This window comes from Syntrophales bacterium (assembly GCA_030655775.1).
Lineage (GTDB): Bacteria > Desulfobacterota > Syntrophia > Syntrophales > JADFWA01 > JAUSPI01.
Genome location: JAUSPI010000178.1, coordinates 1 through 21,373, shown reverse-complemented (window position 1 = coordinate 21,373; position 21,373 = coordinate 1). Strand labels below are relative to the sequence as shown.

Here is a 21,373-nt window from a genome sequence, read left to right as displayed (position 1 = left end):
TTAAGTCAACGACATTGACCGGGAGCGCATCCCGCAAGCCCCGCCTTGTAGGCGGGGTCAAGGGGCGCAATATAATTAAATTATTCCTTACCGGGAAGCCCCGCCCTGTGGGCGGGGAGCTTCACTATTATATCGAAAAATATGAAGTTTTAATGTACTAAATGGGGCTAATCAGGAACAGGTTTTGCTCAAAGCCTCAGCAAACATGGAGAGAAAAGGATAAATTTGGAATGGTGCCGCTCAGCTCTCGCGAACATCTCAATAACACAATGATCAATACAGTTACCATACACGACGCTACAAAAGGAAAATGGCTGCATTTCGCGAATCCTTTGGAGATCATTCGTGCAGACGACATCCGTGAAGTGCTTCCGAAATTACAACTGACGGAAAAGATAACGTACGAACGACAATGTTATGCCGCCGGTTTCATCAGTTACGAGGCCGCACCTGCATTTGATAACGCACATAAAACCCATCTCCCAACTTCGTTTCCTCTGCTCTGGTTCGGCATCTACGAAAAGCCGGAGATCATAGACCTGCCGGAACTTGCCATGGACTCCTGCCCGGCACCTTTGGACTGGTCCATAACAACGGACAAAAACAGGTATATGGATGTTATTGAAAGAATAAAGCATCACATCGAACGCGGGGAGACATATCAGGTAAACTACACAATAAGACAATACGCTCAATATTCCGGTGATCCGTGGTCGCTGTTCTTGAACATTGCGAGGAACGCGCCGTACGGGGCATTCCTTGAAACCGATGAGTACGCGATATGTTCAGCCTCGCCCGAACTCTTCTTTGAGCTTCATCGGGGCCGTCTGACCTCACGGCCGATGAAAGGAACCGCTCCACGCGGGCGCACCAACGAGGAGGATCAGAAGCTCAGAGATATGCTTTATCAGTCGGAAAAGGACAGGGCAGAAAATGTTATGATTGTTGACATGATGCGAAATGACATCGGACGTGTTGCCGCAGTTGGAAGCGTCAAGGTCCCAAAACTGTTTGAGACCGAAAAATATCCAACGCTATGGCAGATGACGTCCACCGTAACGGCAAAAACGGACGCACCCATAAGTGAGATCATGACGGCGCTGTTTCCGTGTGCTTCGATCACCGGGGCCCCGAAAGTAAATACGATGAGGATTATCGCGGATATTGAAGATACGAATCGAAATATTTACACGGGAACCATAGGATATATTACACCTGACAATGACGCGCAGTTTAACGTCGCCATTCGTACCGCCCTTCTAAACAAGGCACAAAACCGGATTGAGTATGGCACCGGAGGCGGGATCGTCTGGGATTCTGTCGATACCCTGGAGTATGAAGAATGTCTGCTTAAAACAAAAATTATAAATGAGCCGCAATCCGACACTTCGTTTTCACTGCTTGAAACCATATTATGGACGCCACAGGACGGATATTTCCTGCTTCGTTATCATCTGGATCGCATGAGCGATTCCGCAGAGTATTTTGACTTTCCGTACGATGCCGACGACATACAGAACGAATTAAAGTCAGCGGCAGCCTCGTTCCGGGATACTGATTATAAAGTACGCTTACTTCTGGCAAGGAATGGGGTTATTACCTGCCAGTATGAGCCGCTACACAGCTCAACCGCGGCCGAACCCAGAAGAGTGCGGATTGCGCTAAAACCGGTGGATTCAGCGAATCCGTTTCTGTTTCACAAAACAACCAATCGCCGGGTGTATGACTCGGCAAGGGCCGAATTTCCGGACTGCGATGATGTCCTGCTGTGGAATGAAAAAGGAGAAGTGACGGAATCATGCATTTCCAATGTGGTCATAAGATGGAACGGGAAATTAATCACACCGCCGGTGCAATGCGGATTACTGAACGGAACCTATCGTTCTTTCCTCCTGGAACAAAATGAGATATCTGAAAGAACAATATCTCTGGAAGAAATTAAAAAAGCCCCGGAGATATATCTGATCAATTCGGTAAGAAAATGGCAAAAAGTGCATCTCGAACATACAGATCATAAACTCCCCCTCAAAGGGATATAGGCATTCGGTGGCATGGACAACCTCGTTTGTCCGTGCAAAAAGACTTATATGTAGTCCAATGTCGTTGACTTAAGAATAAATCTCCCCCCTTTAAGAAAGGGGGACTTTTAAGTGCCACTTCCTTAAGTCAATGCCATTGATATGTAGTCTGCAAGTTCGGTTGAGGAACGAAACCCGACAAACAATGTGAGTGGTTACTATGAATGAAACGGTAACGAAAAAAGACGTCATTGCGATACTCAAAGATATCGGCAAGCTTCTTGAGCTGAAGGGTGCAACGCCATTCAAATCCCTGGAATATTACAGTGCGGCGAGAAACATTGCAGCGACGGAAGAAGATATCAACAACGCACTTATCCCGTTTGTCGGGGCAAGGAAAATGTTTATTTTTTATTCGCTCGCTGTTCAGTTCAGAGGATGAAAAATCGTGATTACAAGAAGGAGTTAGTAGCAGGTAAGTATCATGACTAAACGTGTCAACCGGATTTTAAAAGGCATGGCTTTTTTGTTCTGTATTATCATTGTCATGCTGGCAGGCGGTTACTTTTATCTCAAAACCGACCATGGCCAAAAATATATCCAGGCTAAAATCGGTGAAAGTATTCCGGGTTCGGTCGTATGGGACAATGCTCGTATTTCTCTGCTGACCGGAAGACTGGATTTAAAAAAAGTGTTGATCAAAGATCCGTCGAATGAAGAAGTTGCAGGATTTGATCGTCTTTTCGTCGAATATTCATGGTTGTCGCTTCTCAGAGGGAATCTCACGATGAAAGAGGTGTTATTGGAGAAACCATGGACAAAGCTTCGAACGGAAAAGACGGGAGGACTCAATCTCGGACGGACATTCATTCGCGCGACTCCCGATGATCGAACGCGTGGCAAAGAGGTAGCGAAAAAAAGGGGTTACCGCCTGCCGATCAATATCATCATCGAAAAATTTAACCTCACTCATGGTTCTCTTCGGTTTGAAACTGCTGATAAAAACACAGTTGTTATTCTTCAAGAAATCGACGTTACAGCCCGGGCAGACCTTTTGAAACAATCGGGAAAGATTACCCTTCAGGTTGGTCGGAGCAATATAAAGAGCCCGAAAATTCGAGCCGGTATCGATAAATGCACACTGGAAGCAAAACTGAACAAGGGCAGGATCGATCCACTGATTGCCCGGATTCAGTCCGCGAACTCCAGTCTAACACTGTCAGGAACCGTGAGGGATATTTTCGACACACCATCTATAAATGCCATGCTTGATCTAACCGCTTCGCTTCAGGAAATACGACAAAACTTCAACCTGAAGCAGACCTTAACGGGGCAGGCAGTGGCTCAGCTCAGTATAACGGGTACTCCTGACAATCCCGATGCAACCCTTCGTCTTGATTATGGAGGGGGAACGATTCTGGAAAACAGAGTTGACCTGATCAATCTTGATCTCCGGATGAAAGATCACCTTGTGACCATAAATACCCTGAAGGTAAAAGCCGCTGACGGAATCATCGATGGACGTGGAAAGATGGATCTGCGAAAAGCCTTTTTGAAAGGGTTTCTTTCCCCGGAAAGGAACCTTGAAGCGGTCACATACGAATTGTCGCTTGAACAAAAAGGTATGAATCTGGAAAAGCTTCGCAATGGTGCTCAAAACTGGAAAGGAATTGTAAACTCTCATCTCTCTTTTTACGGCATGGGTTTTTCTCCAAAGAGCATAGTGGCAAATGCTTCCCTTAAAATCGACGGAGAAAAAATAACCACGGATCAATTTGTTACTCCCGTTGGTCTACAGGTAAAAAGCGATATTGAAATGAAGCGGGGGATTGCAACGCTTAAGAAGTTGAAAATTCAAATTGACAGGAGTGAACTGAACGCGGACGGGCATTTTGACATACTTTCCCAGGTAATAAATGCGAAACTGTCACTTATTGCTCCTGATCTTGCAGGGACTCTCTCGCCCTTGGGTTTCAAAAATGTCCAGGGCAATGTTGGATTACAAGCAACTGTTTTCGGATCGATAAAGCAACCTTTATTTGAATTGGATCTGCATGGAGACGGACTTCGTTTTAAAGATATTACGTTTGGCGGTATTTTTTTGAATGCCGGTCTTGACAAATCGGGAATACTGAAGATATCGGAATGCAAAGTTAAAAATCGGAATTCAGTTTTTCGAATAACGGGGACGGCTCATGTCTTCGACAAAACGTCAGAGAAACTCAACGGAAATCCCGCGTTTAATCTGAATATCACAGGAGATACCATACTCCTTGAGGATTTCACAAAAAGGCTGAAAGGAAAAGTTTCTATAACAGGTAGTCTTGAAGGAAACCTGGCGCAACCCCGGGGCACAGTGACGCTTCATGGAAAAGAATTCGATCTCGACGGTCAAAAACTAAATAAGATCAACCTCACCGCTTTTGTTGATGGAGGAAAAATACGGTTCGATCCGATTCAAATCTTCGTAACACCGGCAGAATCCATAGAGGGTAAAGGATTGATTTCTCTTCAAAAAGAGTACGATCTGTCCCTTACATCAAAGGGGATTTCTTTACACAACATTGAAAAAATTCAAAAACAGAAGATGGCGGACGGAACGGTGCTTTTTGATATTGCGGGACATGGTACGTTCGACAACCCTCGCCTTAGCGGCAACATTTTCGTCAATAATGTTCGGATCAGGGGGAAAAGTGTGGAAGATTTTCATGTCAAAGTCGACCTTCATAATCATGTGGCCAGGCTGTCGGGAAAGTTAAACTTTGATCTCAATGGATCATTCGATCTGAAGACAAAAAATTTCTCGACATCAGCCATTTTTAATGAAACCGATCTTTCCGCCTATTGTAAGATTGCGGGCCAGCCTGATATCTCGGGAAAATTGTCCGGAAAAATTGAGGCCAGCGGTAACTCGCAATCCATCAAGACAATTAATGCCGATATTAATGTATCGGCACTCGATCTGTATTATAGGGAAACTGAATTTCTTAACACGCGTTCCTTGAAATTAACCGTCAAGGATAAAGAAATATCGTTACCTGAATCTATTATCATGTTACCGCCAGAGGGTCGAATTACTGTCAGCGGGAAGGGCAACTTCGACGGCTCCGCGGCCTTCAGGGCAGAGGGAACTATTCCTCTCAATATTGCTGGGCGCTTTGTGGAGGACCTTGCCGATATAAACGGTAATCTTTCCATCTCGTCCAAAGTGGATGGAACATTTCGCCATCCGAAAATCAATGCTGATATTGAACTGATAAAAATCGGATGTACCGTACCTGTCCTCCTGCAGAAACTGCATGATCTCAATGGTAAGATTCGGATAAACCCGGAGACAATTACACTTGACGGCATCAGGGGACACATAGACAAAGGTTCTTTTGATCTCGCGGGGAGAATACAGCTTCGTGAGGAGTTTCAGCCCGACAAGATATCGGTTAAAGTCGCCATGACGGCCCTTCCGGTTCAGGTGCCCGATACGCTGGACCTGCTTCTTAACTCGCAGTTGCAAATCGAAGGAACGCAGGAAAAATCAATCATTAAGGGGGAGATTATCCTTCTTGAAGGCACGTACTATAAAGACATCAATCTGAGCCTGTTGAGGGGAATCGGACAGAGAGGTCGGGAGGAAGCACCGTCCCCGAAGGAGATCACCCATCCTTTCTTGAAGAACACAGGTTTTGATATATCGATCAAACAGCGCAATCATTTTCTTATTGACAACAAACTTGCGCATCTCGAAGTCAACCCCGACCTCCGCATCTTAGGAACGATAAACAACCCGATCCTCAGGGGTCGTGCCGCGGTTCAATCGGGAATCATCAGGTATCAGGGCAAAACGTTTGTCATCAAGAAAGGGATAATCAACTTTTTAAATCCCTATAAAATTGATCCGACTTTTGATATCCAGAGCGAAGTAAAAGTTCGGGAATGGCTGATTTTCCTGGAAGTTAGCGGTACCCGGGAACAGCTTATTTTCAAGTTGACCTCTGAACCACCGGAAGAGCACGGAGATATTCTTTCGCTTCTTCTGCTTGGCAAAACAACGCGTGAGTTAATTGCAAATGAAGGGGGAACAACAGAATCAACGAAAAAGATGCTTGCCGGATTGATTGCTTCAACCTCCGAGGATAATATTAAAGAAGCTACGGGCCTGGATATTTTTGAAGTCGACAGTTCAGATAAAAATAATGGAGGGGCTTACAGCGGGGTAAAGGTCACCATCGGAAAGGAACTGTCCAAACGTCTAACCGTAAAGCACTCCGTAGAATCAAAAGAAGGCCAAATTGTCCAGCGTGCCATTGCAGAATATAAATTTCTCGAAAACATTCTGGCACGGGGATTTCAGGATACGCAGGGTATTTACGGCGGTGAATTACAATTCAGACTTGAATTTCGATAGCATAAGGCAGGAGTAAAATGCAGTCAAAAATAATGCCGGGTGTTGAATTCTCTTTTTTTTATATAGTAGTGGTTCTCTTGTTGATATTTGTTGCTCCTCTCTTATCGTATTCGGATAATACGACATTACAGACTGATGCAGTTTCCTCACCCGTTATTTCAGATATTATCATAGATATTAGCGCTCTTCCCGATGACGCAGAGAAATTAAAAGAGATGACGAGAAACCTGATTTTTCTCAAGGAAGGGGAAACTTTTTCAGATGCCCGCCTCCGGGATTCCATAAATGCGCTAAATTTATCCAAAAAATTTCGCGAAATATATGCCGATTTAAGAGAAGAGGCGGGCAAGATCACACTTTTTTTCCGGCTCACGCCTTTCCGACATATCAAAGATATCAGAATAAATGGCAAATTCCCTCTTTTTGAAAAGGAAATCTTGAATGTCATGACAATATATATCGGCGACGCTTTTTCCCGGGAAGACCTTCCGAAACAAGGGACTTTAATTGCTGAACTATTAGAACGAGAGGGGTTCATTAAGCCAGAAGTAAAGGTCACGGCGACGGAAGACGCCAAAGACGGTCATTTCATCATTCATGTCAGGATTATCAAGGATGCATACTACACATTGGATAACCTCGAATTTAGCGGAAACAGGTCATTTTCAGATACTAAACTAAAAATGAAAATGAGATCATGGCGTGCAACGCTGCGACCCGGCAGTTCAGGCCGATTTATTGAAGAAGACCTGAAAAAAGATATCAAAAGTCTGACTACATATTACCGTAAAAAGGGTTATGCCGATGCCGTCATCGATCATGTCATCGAAAAACAACTCGAAACGGGAGACGTGTCAGCCCGTGTAAATATAAACGAAGGACCTCGATATTATATCAGTTTTTCCGGTAATGAAGAATTTTGGAACAGAACCCTAAGGAAAGATCTTGTTCTGTTTGAGAGCGGTAACAGAAACGATCTGGGACTGAAAAAGAGCGTGAGAAAAATAAAAGAACGTTACAGGAAAGCGGGATCTCTTGATTCCACCGTTGAAATTGTGGAAGAAACAAAACCTGAAGACAAACCGATAATTCGGACAATTAATATCGTTATTAATGAGGCCCCCCGCTCCATTGTGAGATCTCTGAAAATAGAGGGAAATAGATTACTCGATGAGGAGAAAATAAAAAAGCAGATGCTCACCCGACTTCCCGGTTTTATGGAAAAAGGGCTCTATATTCCGGAAGAGCTCGAAGAAGATCTCTTTGCGGTCAAATCTCTTTATGTTAGAGAAGGCCATACAAATGCAGCCGTGGTTGATGATGTGGGCTGGAGTGAGGATAAGAGGAATGTGGACGTCAAACTTGCGATCACCGAAGGAGTACAGACAATCGTCTCATCGATAAAAATTCAGGGAATAACTGTTCTCACAAAAGAAGAGGCATATGGCACAATCATATTGAAAGAAGGTGAACCGTTCCGAAAATACCTGATTCGAAGCGATGAAAACGCCCTGTCTCGATTAATATCTGAAAAGGGTTATCCCCACGTTAAAGCACAGGGCAATGTCGCCATCAGTGAGGATAAATCTAAAGCTGAAATCGTTTATCGTGTCGAAGAAGGTCCATACGTCAAAATGGGACAGACTTATTACACCGGTAATTTTCGGACGAAAGAAAAGATGCTCCAAAACGAACTCGAGTTGAAGCCGGGAGAACCGTTTTCCCTGGTGAAGATGCTTCAGGGGCAAAGAAATATTCGAAACATGGACATCTTCGATAACGTTCGGTTCAAAACGATCGGGTTGAAGGAAAAGGCGGACAAGGTAAATCTTATTGTTGGAGTAGAGGAAAAAAAGCCATATTTCGTTGAGGTTGGAGGCGGGTATGAGTCACAGACAGGTCTTTTTGCAAAGACAAAAGCGGGAGATCATAATATTTTCGGAACAAACAAATATGGCTGGATCAGTGGGGAAGTCAGCCAGATCGGCCACCGCTCGGATCTGGGACTAACGGAACCCAGACTTTTGGGAACCAGAACATCAATGACATGCAACCTTTTCACAGAACGTGTGGAAGAGTTTAACAAGGACTTCGGAACGAAATCATATGGCTCATCGGTCGGATTTTCACGAAAATTGTTACAACATTTCACTACAGGATTAAACTTTCGCTTTGAACAAAGAGAACAGTATCTGCGAAATTCAGGGAGTGATGGAACTTATTCCGGCTCAGAAGATCAATTTAAATCGAGAAGTATTCTCGTTACCACACCTTCAATAACATATAATACGAGGGATTCTTTCATTCATCCAAGTAAGGGAATGTTTTCATCGCTGTCCGTTGATGTGTCGGAGGGACTCCGAAACTCTCTGGACAATTTTTTGAAATATCGTTTCGATGTGAGATATTTTTTCACACCCTTTCATCGATTGACCCTTGCCTGGCTTGGAAGGGCCGGATACATTAATTCTTACGGATCGGACGGGACAATTCCCCAGGATCAACTATTTTATCTCGGCGGCACCTCGGACGTTCGGGGCTTTGATGAAAATCTGCTCCGCTATAACGAAGAGGGGAACCCAGTGGGAGGCAAAACGGCTCTATCGGGAACCATTGAAGCGAGAATCGACCTGGGACATAATGTTGAATTTGCCACGTTTTACGACACCGGAAGCGTCAGAAACACCTTTGATGAGTGTGGTTCAGACTCGTTCCGTTCCTCCGCCGGGATAGGATTGCGGTATATAACACCCATCGGGGCAATTGGATTACTGTATGGACACAAGCTCGATCGCAGGGAAGGCGAAAGCGCCGGAAGATTCCACTTCTCCATAGGGTATACGTTTTAGACGGGGAAAGGAAATAATATGGAATGTAAGTGGGAAATCTCCGACTGTTAAGGATTACCAGCACAACGAGTATCACTAAGGGATGGCCTATTATTTTTGGTGATAACTATCTGCATATAACATTCTATTTAATTTTTGGTTTCCTCATCCTCTTCGGCCGGTTTACCTGTTATTTTTTTGACCAGAAGGGCTGCTTCATCTGCTTGAGCGTGTGCTTTTTCTGCTTCCTCCATGACTTTTTTCTCCAGTTTTTCTGCTTCACGAACAGCCTGTTTCAGCTCTTTTCTTCTTTCCTCATTTTCATCATCCTTGTCTGTCGACTCCAGCTCACGGAGTTTACGCTTGGCTGTTTCAGCTAACTGTACAGCTTTACTCTCTGCGTCTCTGGCCTTCTTTTCAAAATCGGCCGCGGCATCTTCAGCAGCTGCTATCTCTCCGGGCTTTCCGTCTTCAGGCTCAGCCCCGAGGTCGATATCTTCGGCAGCTATAACCAGCGCAACGATCGGTAACCGCGAAAATACCGTGTCAAAAAAAACGCCAAAAGGTCCTACGGGCCCGCTCTTTTGCATACGAAAAGGAATAAAAACCATCGCCGCATCTTTAGATTTTTCGGCTACCGTATCGATTTTTGCGCTTTCCACGGTCTTCGGTTCAGCATCGATTCGGCTCTCTTCAAGAATCTGGCGCAGATGTTTTCTGCCTGCTGCGGCATCTTTTCGTGAACTGGAAATCCATATACATAGTTCAGCGTTACTCCATTCTTCATTACGCTTCATCAGATAGGCGAGGAGAAGCATCAAACGGCCGGTCATATCATCCTGCCACCAGATATCGATTCGGCGATTCGCAGAATCCAAATTTTTCATTTTATCCCATGCTTCTTCTTCGCTATTCAAGACGATTATATTACAGCCGAACCGTATCCCTTCACTGAAGTAGCGTCCATATTGTCTCTGTCCCTTTATCCCCTTAACCTGCTCGGGACCATTGAGAAGTATTGTGTTAGGCCGGATCGGTCCGATACCAAAGGACTGAACCAGTGTTTGCACACCAACACGGAGATCAGGAACTACTACTACTTTGGCAAATGCCTTCATGCCGCACTGTGATATATCAGCACGAAGTTTCGATTCATACTCCTTGCGAAGCTGATATATTTTTTCACCTTTTCCCTCAATTATTCTAACCGCCGTTGTGAGCCCGCTACCCCCCTCAATCCAGGAGGCGAAGCAGAGCAGGCGTCCACGCCGATTCTGATCATCGGAAAATGCAAGGATCTGCGGCCGCCAGTCACGTGGATGCTCGAGATCGGCGGGTATGGCAAACATGTGATCCCGCACCAGCTTAAAGTGGTATGAATGTTTGCTATCAGCCCACCGAGCCGGACCTGCCGTCCTTTGTAAATATTCGTAAATACCGAAGAGAACAGCAACTGCGATAATAGTGCTGATAAAATCAATTGCGATCATGACCCCGAGACAACCTGCCGCCCCTATAAAACTCAAGCGATAATCAAACCATCGAAATGTTGGACGGAAAGAGGGGCTGAGCGCACGCGCTTCATAGAATGTTGCGTAATTCAGGAGGCCGTAGGAAATCAGAAAGAACATGGAAACCACCGGAGCGATGAGATTCAATTTTCCAAGACCAACCGTCGCGAGAGCAATCGCTGCGGAGAGCAATACCCCCCGCCTGGGGTTATTGGTCGACCCTGCACCTTGAGCAAAGGGCACAATAAATGGGAATATTCGGTCCTGTGCCATAGACTGAAGTATGCGCGGGGCCCCCAAAAACGAAGCCATGGCGGATGAAAGAGTAGCAGCCAGGACTCCCGCGCTGATCAGCCATCCGACACTGGCAGCATTGTTCATGGCTTGATAATTCCGGCTCAACTCTTCCGCGGGCACAACCCCCGCAAGGACAATCGCTACAGAAAAGTAGACGAAAATTGAGATGCCGACAGCCAGGAAGGTTCCTAACGGCAGGCTTTTCGCCGGATCTTTTAGATCGCCCGACATACTAACACCTTGAGAGAAACCGGTGACGGCGGGAAAGAAGATGGCAAAAAGAATCCAGAAAGACCCCCCTTCCGAAGGGATAGACCAGTTACGGGTGAAAATTTCTCCGCTGAAATGAGTCAATCCTCCGATGTAAAAAGAAATAAGCGAGGCCGCGATAATAGCCATGACAACATACTGAAGACGCGTGGCCCAGTTGGCGCCCAGCCATGCAAAGATACACAGAAAAGCAACTAAAAGTGCCGCAACAAATTGCGGAGAGACTCCGGAACTGAGTGGCAGTATTCCCGCCAGCGCTTCACCGAATCCAACACAATAAAACCCGATGGAAATCGACTGTGCGAGGTAGAGAACAACACCGATGGACCCTCCGAATTCTGCGCCAAGTGTTCGAGAGATTAAATAGTAATACCCTCCGACCTTCGTATACATATTGGTGGCAATGGCAGCCAGCGAAATACTCGTCAGGACAGAGATAATATTCGCCACCGCTATGATGATCAGTGCGCGTCCAAGACCGGCACTTCCCACGACATATCCCAGCCGCAAGTATAGAATGATTCCGATAATGGTGAGAATGCTGGGTGTAAATACGCCGGCAAACGTTCCCAGGGTACGCTCGGGCTCCTGCGATCCGCTTTCCGGCTGGGTTGACTTACTCATAAATATTATATCCTCATGGTTTCATAGGGAAGTGCCATCAATTATATGTTACACGAAAATTGATGATAGGGCAGTATAGTCTCACAGCCACTTTTTTCTTTTAAAATAAACGAGCAGAACAGCCGCTACCGAAGTCATGGCAATCAAAAGGAACGGATACCCCCAGCGCCATTCGAGTTCTGGCATGAACTTAAAATTCATCCCATAAACGCCGGCCATGAAAGTCAAAGGTATAAAAATAGAAGCAAAAATGGTCAGCACTTTCATTACCTCGTTCATCTTGTTGCTCACACTTGAAAGATAGAGGTCTAACATTCCGGAGAGAATATCCCGATACGTCTCGACAGAATCAATGACCTGAATCGTATGGTCATACAGATCCCTGAGATAGATGGATATTTCATCACGGATGAGGGATGATTCTGCCCGTTCCAGACCACTGATTACTTCCCGCAGGGGCCACACCGATTTCCGCAAAAATATGATCTCCTGCTTTAAATTATGGATGGCTTGCAGGGTTTCCTGTTGAGCATCCTGTGCCAACTCTTTTTCAAGAGTCTCAATCATCTCACCGAATTTCTCTAACAAGATGAAATAATGATCCACGATGGAGTCAAGCAGCGCATAAGCAAGATAGTCCGCACCCATTCTTCTGACGCGGCCTTTTCCGTTCCGAATTCTTTCCCTCAAAGAGTTGAAGACATCCCCGGGAACTTCCTGAAACGAAATAACAAAATTTGATCCGAGAATGACACTGATCTGCTCCGATCTCACCGTATCTTCTTCATTATCATAATAAAGCATTTTTAAAATGATCAGAACATACTCATCAAAATCTTCCATTTTCGGGCGTTGGCCCGTATGCAGGATATCCTCCTGGACGAGCGGGTGGAGGTTGAAATGTTTTCCGAGCTTCTCGACATTCTTAACTTCATGAAGACCGTCGATGTTGATCCAGGTTACTGTTGGTGTCTCTTTGAAGGGGAAACATTCTTCTACAGTCTTAACTTCCCTTTCCATGAATGATGTCCGGTCATAATCAATAACGGTAATTTTTACTTTTTCCGTTTTTTTCTCGCCGACGTGCACGAGAGTCCCCGGCGGAAGCCCAACCTTTTTTGACATTCTTTTAAATAACCTGGGCATGATACATTAACCTCCTTCTAAAGGATATATCTCCCTGTAATAACAGAGTGAATTACCCCGCCTAAAGGCGAGGCATCCATAATCCGTCTCCTCCCCCTTGACGGGGGAGGACTAAGGTGGGGGTGAAAAATTTGTCAAATACCCCCTCTTCCTAACCTTCTCCCACCGGGGGAGAAGGAACTATAAGGATGCCTTTCATCCCCGTGTAAAACACGGGGTATTCTGGCATATTTTCATAAAAATTTATTCTTTTTCATTAAAGTCCGGATGCTTCGATTGGCTGGAAACATTTATAGTCAGCGGTCTGCGGTCATCCTGAGCCAGATAGGTTGTCGTGGTCGGGAAGGCGAATTCTATTCCCTCGGCCTCAAAGGCACGCATGATTTGGAGGTTTACCCGTTCGCTGAACTCCATAAAGTCCCAGTAAACCGGCGGATGATACCAGTAGATCATTATTATATTCAAAGACGCGTCATTGAATTCATTGAAATAGACTCGCGGAGGGTAGTCGGGATGCATCCCCTGATGATCCTTCAGGGTTTCCCCGACAATAGATAACGCGCGTTCAACTTTATCGGGCGGAGTATCATAGGTAATCGTGAGATTGGTACGACGGCGGATACTTGGACGCTGTGCAATGTTTTCCAAACTAACGCTTGCCATTTTCTCATTTGGAATTGAGATCAAGTGCCCCTGAAATGTCCGTAGACGGGTGGAACGGAAACCGACTTCCTCAACAAAACCGTCGAAGCCCTCGGCAACAATCCTGTCGCCTACCTTAAAGGGCTTGTCAATCATAATCATAAAGCTGCCGAAGAGATTTTTCAGAGTATCCTGAGCTGCCAGCGCCACTGCCAGACCACCTATTCCAAGTCCCGCAAGGAGCGTCGTCATAGGTTTGCCAGTCGCCGCCTTTAAAAGATAGATAAAACCGAATACAACAATCAATGCACGGGCAACAATCCGAACCATCTGGATAAGGTTCATGTCAAATTCATTGTCTTCCCTCTTAACAAATTTCGTTAATTCATATTCAACCACATCCAGTAACTGATACAGGAAAATCACAATCACCAGTGTACCGAGGATATTTGCGATCATTTCCGCAATTTGATCGGTCGTGGCCGGTAATTTCAGGATTTCCTGTGTCGCAAAGACGGCTATTGCTACCAGAAGCAGACGAATAGGCCAGAGAGTCGCCTTGAGAAGAAGCCTTAATCGGGTTTTTTCTTCAGTATTCTTAAGAGCAACCGTCATAGTATTCAGAAAGGCCGTCAGAAAATTACCGCCGATATAAAGAACCGTGTACACCATCACAAGTGACACATAGCGCCACCAGGAAGACTTCCACAGCCATTCAGGGAAGAGGGTTTTCTGTGAATAAACGAACACGATGGCCACGATGACAATACCGGTTATTCTAATAATACCTTTAAGTTTTTTCAGTAACTCTTCTGAGATTTTTTCTTGTACGGTTGCCGGTAGTATAGAAACGAAAAGATCTAAAAGTCGCACAAGCTGGAAGATAAAAAGGATGACGGCTATGGCAAGTAAAAACAATTCCAGTCCGTGGAGCAGCGTGAGCAATTTGGGGGATATGACAAGAGGAAGTTCTGCAATCCTGATAAGTAGAGCGGCACAGGCAAGGCGCAACGACGGGAGGAAACCCGATATATAGGGCATCCACTCTTTAAAGTTCTTTCGCTCAAGTATTTTTTCAGCTCTTCTGTTAAGATAACGCCAGAGGACTTCCAATAAGAGAAAACCTAAAAACAGTATGGCAAGTGATGTAAGAAATTGCCATACTTCATTTCCTGTTTTTACCTTTTCCAGCAAGATGATAAATTTATGAGAAAATTCACTAAATTTTTGCATGACCCTTCCTCCTCCGAAAGGAAAACCCTTAATTTAATATGTTAGTCACATTATCGATAACATTAGGAAAATTCCTTGCCCTCTCTTATTGTTTTTTTGATTAAAAATCTATAATCAGCGACGTAAGGAATACCCTGTCACTGTTTTTTATATCAGAGGATGGAGGTTCGTTCTGATAAGCAACGGTATAACTGACTCTGAAAGAAAAGTTTTTCTGAATCGCGAACTCAACCGCCGTTTCGGAATTAACAAAATACTTTTGAGTGTCCTTAAATGACTCAAGGCAACTTAGATCTTCCTGAAATTTCATATTTTTAAAAATTTGCCACTCATAATTTAATGAGGCTTTGCCGGCAATATAATCGTCCTTGCTTTTGGGGTCTTTAGAGAATTCTTCGTGATAATAGTAGATCCCCAGAAGGCCTTTTAATGAATGCCTGTCTGTTTTGTAAATGTCGTAACCCAAACCTGGTCCGGCACCGAACCTGTACTCAAAGCCTGAGAATTTATCTTTCAAATAATCCGCTGCTATGAATGCGAATAATTTTTTTTGTAGTACTCTTTCCCACCTGATATCCGCAAGCCACTTGTTTGCCGTCTCCTTATTATCATCCTCGGTACGAAAGACATTCGCTTTTGCAAAGTATCTGTTTACGTCTCCTTCTCTCTTTGTTTCGAGCTTGCCGGATAGTGCTTCAGCTTCTGAATTTCCGGAAGCGTTCGTATAAGAAACTTCAACGCGTGTTTTCCATGGAACCTGCTCTTTCTTCTCCTCTGCCCGGACTATTTGGGAGGTTAGCGCTAAAACGAGCATCAAGCATACTGTTACTAATAATTGAAAACGATATGAGTGGAGGCGATAAGACAAACATATGTAAAGCCGCCTAAGAGGTACGGCCATCTTTGATTTTAACATCTTTTGACCTGGATATTTCATGTAACAACACCCCCAAGAGTTTTGCAGTATTGGAAAGTCTATCGGCTTGCGGTATCTCGTTGCTCACACAGTATGATATTGGGAGTGTGAGAAGGTATTACTGGATTTCCAATAATGCTGATTTAGTATGCTAATTTTTTAGACTAAAGGCGATATTTTTTCACATTCCACAAAGATTGAACGTTTTACAAAGGCCTATTTAACTTTCTCGAAATATATTTTTATCGTTTCTTCTCTGATGGCTTTTTCACTTTTTCTCCAATCATCAATTCAATGGTGACTTTTCCGGGGAAATCAGAAGAAAGTTTCAGTGATGGAGGTGAAACCATGATTCCTGCTTGAATCGTACTTGATTCCTTAATTTCTGTGAGTGAAACAGGCTCGGTCTTTATACTTGAAATGCCTTTGAGAACAGAAGGGGCTCCTACAATTGTTACTTTATCAGGTGTTATTTTGTAAGAAAGGAGTTCTTTACCCTGAGGTAAATTTCCGACAAACTCGGGAGCTACGGGTATCGATTTAGTTCCTGTTGCCTCCATTTCTACCGCTATTTTATCGGGTTTTACCTTGATTACTTTGAGCCCGGGGGGGATAGAGAGATTCTTGCTTGTGAGAGGAAAGACATTTTTCCCTGGTTCACTGTTTTCGAGATTGAGTGAGAAACCTACCTGTTCAGGTTTTAATTGAAGCAGGATATGGCGACTCCCTGAAATTTGCACTTCTGCCTTTTCTGCCGATATCTTTAACAGTTCCATATTTTTAGGTAGATTTCTGAATTCAATAGGACGGGTATAGGAGATAACAGACTCCTTCTCCCCGGCAAAGAAGAACCAGATAAATAAGGCCAACACCAGAAAGATTAGCTTAACACCTATATTCTGGGCATAATTTCTCATTCGACTGCTCTTTTTTGCTTTTTGGGTTTTCCCTTCCAAAAGCTCTTCCAATCTCGAAGATAACTTGTCCTTATTAAAAACTTTTTTAATAATCCCTTCCTGAACTAATGAAACTCCACCGCTCTCTTCGGAGACCACTACTATAACAGCATCAGAACTTTCTGAAAGCCCCAGGGCGGCGCGGTGCCTGCTCCCGTAATAAAGAGGAAGTGATTGCTGAGTGGTTAAGGGTAAAAAGGCTGCAGCAAATTTGATCTGACTGCCATCCATAATGACAGCACCATCATGTAGGGCAGAATTATTATCAAAGATGCTGAAAAGGAGTTCTCGACTGAACACGGCATCAATACGTACTCCATCCTGAACAAGGTGATCCAAAGTGTTTTTGCGCATAAAAACCAGTAGAGCTCCCACCTTCCTTTCGGCCAGAGAAAAGATAACATCGGAAATCGATCTGTAGTCGAAGATTCGTCTCCTCACGGGTTTCCCGAAAAAGAGGTTCAGGGAGTTTGTATTGCTTATAACTCCTCTAATTTCATTCCTGAATACAACAATAACTATTATGACAACGATAGCTCCTAATCCTTTCAGAATCAGGCTGGTTACAATCAATCCAAGCATGGTGGCCAAGAGATTAATAATCCAGAGAAGAGAGAGACCAATAATGGCTCGGAAAACCAGAGTTCCCCAAAAAAGCACAAAGCAGCGATAAAGAAGGAAGGCTATAACAAGGATGTCAACACCGTCTTGCCATTTAACCATTTCTAAAAATTCTGTAATGTTGAATAAATAGTTCATTTTTCAATTATATGATTGAATCATTAAGTATCTTCTTTCAAGACCTTCAAAAAAAGCTCTTGTATTCTATTTGCAATATCTCTGTTATCAGTAAAACCAAGTAATTTCTTGAAGTCTTTTACTGGTATTACCACCTTTGCCATTGTGCGGTGTCCTCCAGCAATACTACTATCGCTAAAAATTCTCTTTACCACTTCACCGGCGCTCTTTACATGTCCGACATTTCTTGTCGAAATCACCAGATTTCCCCGGAACAGTCCGGAAACTACAGACCACTCAGCACCTGCTATCTGGAGACAAAAATCGGCTAAGCGTGGAATGATATCCTCCTTTTGAACCCGGCCGATGTGGGCAAAGAGTACCTTGTCGACCAATTGGTATTTTTTGAGAGCCTTGATAAAAGAGCTCACCTCCCCAGGTTCGAGAGAAGGATGTTCAATTCTGCGAATTATATTATGGTTAGCAAGAGGATAGAGATGGGTGAAGGCTTCGATATCAGCAGGAGTTGCTTCTCTTCCCAACATTAAGGTATCTGCCTTTATACCGTACAGAAGTGCGGTAGCCAGCCTTTGACTTAATTTAATATTATTTGCCATTAAATATTCAGTGAGGATAGTGGAGGTAGCGCCATACTCAACTCTGATATCCTTGAAAGAAGACTCGTAGTTTGCAGATTGGGGATGATGATCGAAGATAATATCAGCTTTTGTCACTCTATCCCCAAAGTAGGGGGGTTGTACATCAACCATCGCAATCATGGAATAATTATTGAGAAATTGTGGATCCATTATAGTATGTCGAATATCCAGAAACTGCATCATATTAAGATTCTCACTACGTGTAACTTTGCCAAGAGAACCAATGGGAGCCGTAGCACGATTTCTTCCAAGCAGAGTTCTTAATGCTACACCACTCGCCAGGGCATCAGGGTCAGGGTCATCATGGGTGAGAATAAGAATATTTTCTGCATCTTTAGTAAGTTCACGAATCTTGTAAGTCCATTCTCTATTACGGATATACAACCACTCCTTCTCTATCTTTTTCTGTAATGGTTCATTTATAAGAAGGTAGGACACATTGATTTGATCTGATAGCGGCATTTCCTCAGTGGTGGTTAAGACTACAATGGGCACCCTGTCACACACCTTAAGAATGGGTTGTAGCATATTTTCCAGTGTTTTTCTCTTGAAAGCATGAAGAATAACTCTATCCTCCGAACTTATCATAAGTTTTTGATAAGTAGAAATTTTTAAAGGATCTTCACTGCAAATCCTTGTATTGTTGAATGGAACCGCTTTGAGAGGAAAATCTTCCTTCAGTAAAAGGACAACCTCTTCCTCTCCACTTATAAATTCCTGCAGGCAGTGAACTAAAAAGGGGTTTTCAAGGACGATAATATAACGCATAGCATCAATCTCCTATACCCGCTTTTTCGAAGAGGGGTGATGGGTTTTTCATATTTTATAAGAAGGTGCTTTCTCGATAGAAAAGTATAAGAAAACAGGAATTAATTGTCAAGGAGAATGCCCGAAAGATGTTGTGTCTCATTATGAAACAAATTCGTTACTCGGGTAAACTGCTCCGGTCTTCCGAGGATAAACAGTATATCATCGGGCAGGAATTCGATATCTACATCAGGATTGGACAATGTATCACCGTTTCGCCGTACTGCAAGCACGGTGACATCGTATTTCTTTCTCATTGCGGATAAATTGACAGAGACACTCAATTTATGAAATAATCAAGCGCTTTAAATCAAAAATTCCATCGGAAGGCGCTCTCCATTAAACGGGCATTTACATGGATAAAACGGTAACGAAAAAAGACGTCATCGCGATACTCGAAGATATCGGCAAGCTCCTGGAGCTGAAGGGTGAGACCCCATTCAAATCCCGGGCATATTACAGTGCGGCGAGAAACATTGCGGTGACGGAAGAAGATATCAACGTTCTTGTCAGTGAAAAGAATTTGACCTCAATAAAAGGAATCGGAGACGCCCTCAACCAGAAAATTACTGAGCTCGTAACGACCGGGGCATTAGAATATTACGAAAAGCTGAAGAGTTCCATCCCCCCGGGCCACATCGAAATGCTGAGGATAGAGGGCCTCGGCCCCAAGAAGACACGGGCGCTCTACGAAAAATTGCACATCGAAACTATTGGAGAGCTCGAATACGCGTGCACTGAAAACAGGCTCGTAGAACTCACAGGATTCGGAAAGAAAACGCAGGACAAAATACTGATAGGGATCGAAAGGCTCAAGCGGTACCAGGAAAGGCGCCTCTACGCCGACATCATCGGGGAAGCGGAAAGCATAATCGACTCCATCCTGAAGCATAAAGATGTCATTTCGGCAAGCTTAGCCGGTTCCATCAGGAGATGTAACGAGGTGATAAAGGATATCGATATTGTGGCTTCCGCAAAAGACCCACGCAACTTTGCGGACTTTTTTGTTTCGCTGCCCGAGGTACGGGATATTACCGCCAGAGGGGAGACCAGGGTAAGCGTCGTCCTCGAATCGGGTGTAAACGGCGATTTGAGGATCGTTTCCGAAGAAGCGTTCCCGTATGCCCTTCACCACTTTACCGGGAGCAAGGAACACAACATCGCAATGAGGGGAAAGGCAAAACGGATGGGAATCAAGATGAATGAATACGGCCTCTTCAGAGAAAATAGCATTATACCGTGCGAGAGTGAAAAACAGATATTTGCCGCCCTCGGCCTTTCCTTTATCCCGCCTGAACTGAGAGAAAATATGGGAGAAATCGAGGCCGCGGAGAGCGGAGAACTCCCCGATCTGGTCGAGAGGAAAGATATCCGCGGACTGCTTCACATCCACACCAGTGCAAGTGACGGCTCGGATTCACTGGAAGCGATCGTTGACGCCGCGAAAAAGATGGGCATGGAATATATAGGAGTTGCAGACCACAGCCAGTATGCCTATTACGCCGGAGGAATTTCAGCCGACGAGATCAAAAGACAACACGGTATAATAGATGAGATCAATGGAAGAGAGGAGGGTTTCCATATATTCAAGGGGATCGAGGCAGATATACTCCCGGACGGAAGCCTCGATTATGATGAAGATATACTTCGTTCATTCGATTTTGTTATCGCCGCCGTCCATTCAAACTTCAGGATGTCCGAAGAAGAGATGAATTCACGCCTCACACGGGCGCTGGAAAATAAATATACAACCATCCTCGCACACCCGACGGGAAGGCTGCTCCTTGCCAGGGAACCATACTCTGTCGACGTGGAAAAGATTATCGATGCCGCCGCCCGGCTGGGAAAAGTTATAGAGCTAAATGCCAATCCCTACCGGCTCGACCTCGATTGGAGATACTGCAGATACGCCACAAAACAGGGGGTGAAGATAGCGATAAACCCCGACGCGCATAATACAGAAACACTTCGCCACGTCGATTTTGGAATCAACATCGCGAGAAAGGGATGGCTGGAACCGACCGACTGCATCAACTGCCTCAGCCTTGAAGAGATGAAGGAATTCTTATATGCCCACCGACCCTGAAGGATGTTATGGCAGACTATCAATAAATTGATGCGCTCGTAAAAAGTCAGTTTTTGTCACCCTGAATTTATTTCAGGGTCTCTATCTTATTGAAATGCTCAGACTTGCGTTTGGGATCTGTAGGCTCACATCAGCCTAATTTTACCTAAAATACCAGATCACATCGCATAAAATCAAGCACTTATGATTTTTCACTTGGTGTTCACCTTCAAAACGTGTAGGCACACGAATATGATTATT

Annotated in this window: 12 protein-coding genes; 5 read left to right on the top strand and 7 right to left on the bottom strand. The window is 44.4% G+C overall.

What is annotated here, in order from left to right; genetic code table 11:
* Positions 1-230: 230 nt before the first annotated feature.
* The 4 genes from pabB to bamA all read left to right on the top strand — a co-directional run bounded on the left by pabB (position 231) and on the right by bamA (position 9,269).
* The gene (pabB, locus tag Q7J27_09565; GenBank protein MDO9529394.1) at positions 231-2,039 is read left to right on the top strand and encodes an aminodeoxychorismate synthase component I; all 1,809 of its coding nucleotides are present in this window, start codon (positions 231-233) and stop codon (positions 2,037-2,039) included.
* Between the two features lie 199 nt (positions 2,040-2,238).
* Positions 2,239-2,460: a helix-hairpin-helix domain-containing protein gene (locus tag Q7J27_09560; protein ID MDO9529393.1), complete on the top strand. Its 222-nt coding sequence runs from the start codon at positions 2,239-2,241 to the stop codon at positions 2,458-2,460.
* 42 nt (positions 2,461-2,502) lie between these two features.
* Entirely contained in the window at positions 2,503-6,420 is a 3,918-nt protein-coding gene (locus Q7J27_09555) for a translocation/assembly module TamB domain-containing protein (protein ID MDO9529392.1), read from the top strand.
* A gap of 17 nt (positions 6,421-6,437) precedes the next feature.
* On the top strand, positions 6,438-9,269 hold the full coding sequence (bamA, locus tag Q7J27_09550; GenBank protein ID MDO9529391.1) for an outer membrane protein assembly factor BamA: 2,832 nt from the start codon (positions 6,438-6,440) through the stop codon (positions 9,267-9,269).
* A 128-nt stretch (positions 9,270-9,397) separates the two neighbouring features.
* Here the strand turns inward: bamA and Q7J27_09545 are convergent, their stop codons facing one another.
* The 7 genes from Q7J27_09545 to Q7J27_09515 all read right to left on the bottom strand — a co-directional run bounded on the left by Q7J27_09545 (position 9,398) and on the right by Q7J27_09515 (position 19,304).
* The gene (locus tag Q7J27_09545) at positions 9,398-11,950 is read right to left on the bottom strand and encodes an amino acid permease (GenBank protein ID MDO9529390.1); all 2,553 of its coding nucleotides are present in this window, start codon (positions 11,948-11,950) and stop codon (positions 9,398-9,400) included.
* 81 nt (positions 11,951-12,031) lie between these two features.
* On the bottom strand, positions 12,032-13,096 hold the full coding sequence (corA, locus tag Q7J27_09540) for a magnesium/cobalt transporter CorA (GenBank protein ID MDO9529389.1): 1,065 nt from the start codon (positions 13,094-13,096) through the stop codon (positions 12,032-12,034).
* Positions 13,097-13,339: 243 nt separating this feature from the next.
* Positions 13,340-14,971, bottom strand: a complete 1,632-nt coding sequence (locus Q7J27_09535) for a mechanosensitive ion channel (protein ID MDO9529388.1) — start codon at positions 14,969-14,971, stop codon at positions 13,340-13,342.
* 100 nt (positions 14,972-15,071) lie between these two features.
* Positions 15,072-15,908: a DUF481 domain-containing protein gene (locus tag Q7J27_09530; protein ID MDO9529387.1), complete on the bottom strand. Its 837-nt coding sequence runs from the start codon at positions 15,906-15,908 to the stop codon at positions 15,072-15,074.
* Between the two features lie 221 nt (positions 15,909-16,129).
* On the bottom strand, positions 16,130-17,602 hold the full coding sequence (locus Q7J27_09525) for a diadenylate cyclase (GenBank protein MDO9529386.1): 1,473 nt from the start codon (positions 17,600-17,602) through the stop codon (positions 16,130-16,132).
* A 23-nt stretch (positions 17,603-17,625) separates the two neighbouring features.
* On the bottom strand, positions 17,626-19,008 hold the full coding sequence (locus Q7J27_09520; protein ID MDO9529385.1) for a DHH family phosphoesterase: 1,383 nt from the start codon (positions 19,006-19,008) through the stop codon (positions 17,626-17,628).
* Positions 19,009-19,109: 101 nt separating this feature from the next.
* Complete coding sequence (locus tag Q7J27_09515) at positions 19,110-19,304, bottom strand: TrkA C-terminal domain-containing protein (GenBank protein MDO9529384.1); 195 nt, start codon at positions 19,302-19,304, stop codon at positions 19,110-19,112.
* Positions 19,305-19,402: 98 nt separating this feature from the next.
* On the opposite strand from Q7J27_09515, the gene polX reads away from it, so the two are divergent.
* A complete protein-coding gene (gene polX, locus Q7J27_09510; protein MDO9529383.1) occupies positions 19,403-21,133 on the top strand; it encodes a DNA polymerase/3'-5' exonuclease PolX in 1,731 nt (576 codons plus the stop codon).
* Positions 21,134-21,373 lie beyond the last annotated feature (240 nt).

Bases quoted from the DNA above. Each gene is read 5' to 3' on its own strand.
- Q7J27_09520 (MDO9529385.1), bottom strand. From the start codon at position 19,008: ATGCGTTATATTATCGTCCTTGAAAACCCCTTTTTAGTTCACTGCCTG.
- Q7J27_09525 (MDO9529386.1), bottom strand. From the start codon at position 17,602: ATGAACTATTTATTCAACATTACAGAATTTTTAGAAATGGTTAAATGG.
- polX (MDO9529383.1), top strand. From the start codon at position 19,403: ATGGATAAAACGGTAACGAAAAAAGACGTCATCGCGATACTCGAAGAT.
- Q7J27_09535 (MDO9529388.1), bottom strand. From the start codon at position 14,971: ATGCAAAAATTTAGTGAATTTTCTCATAAATTTATCATCTTGCTGGAA.
- bamA (MDO9529391.1), top strand. From the start codon at position 6,438: ATGCAGTCAAAAATAATGCCGGGTGTTGAATTCTCTTTTTTTTATATA.
- pabB (MDO9529394.1), top strand. From the start codon at position 231: ATGGTGCCGCTCAGCTCTCGCGAACATCTCAATAACACAATGATCAAT.
- Q7J27_09530 (MDO9529387.1), bottom strand. From the start codon at position 15,908: ATGAAATATCCAGGTCAAAAGATGTTAAAATCAAAGATGGCCGTACCT.
- Q7J27_09555 (MDO9529392.1), top strand. From the start codon at position 2,503: ATGACTAAACGTGTCAACCGGATTTTAAAAGGCATGGCTTTTTTGTTC.
- corA (MDO9529389.1), bottom strand. From the start codon at position 13,096: ATGCCCAGGTTATTTAAAAGAATGTCAAAAAAGGTTGGGCTTCCGCCG.
- Q7J27_09560 (MDO9529393.1), top strand. From the start codon at position 2,239: ATGAATGAAACGGTAACGAAAAAAGACGTCATTGCGATACTCAAAGAT.
- Q7J27_09515 (MDO9529384.1), bottom strand. From the start codon at position 19,304: ATGAGAAAGAAATACGATGTCACCGTGCTTGCAGTACGGCGAAACGGT.
- Q7J27_09545 (MDO9529390.1), bottom strand. From the start codon at position 11,950: ATGAGTAAGTCAACCCAGCCGGAAAGCGGATCGCAGGAGCCCGAGCGT.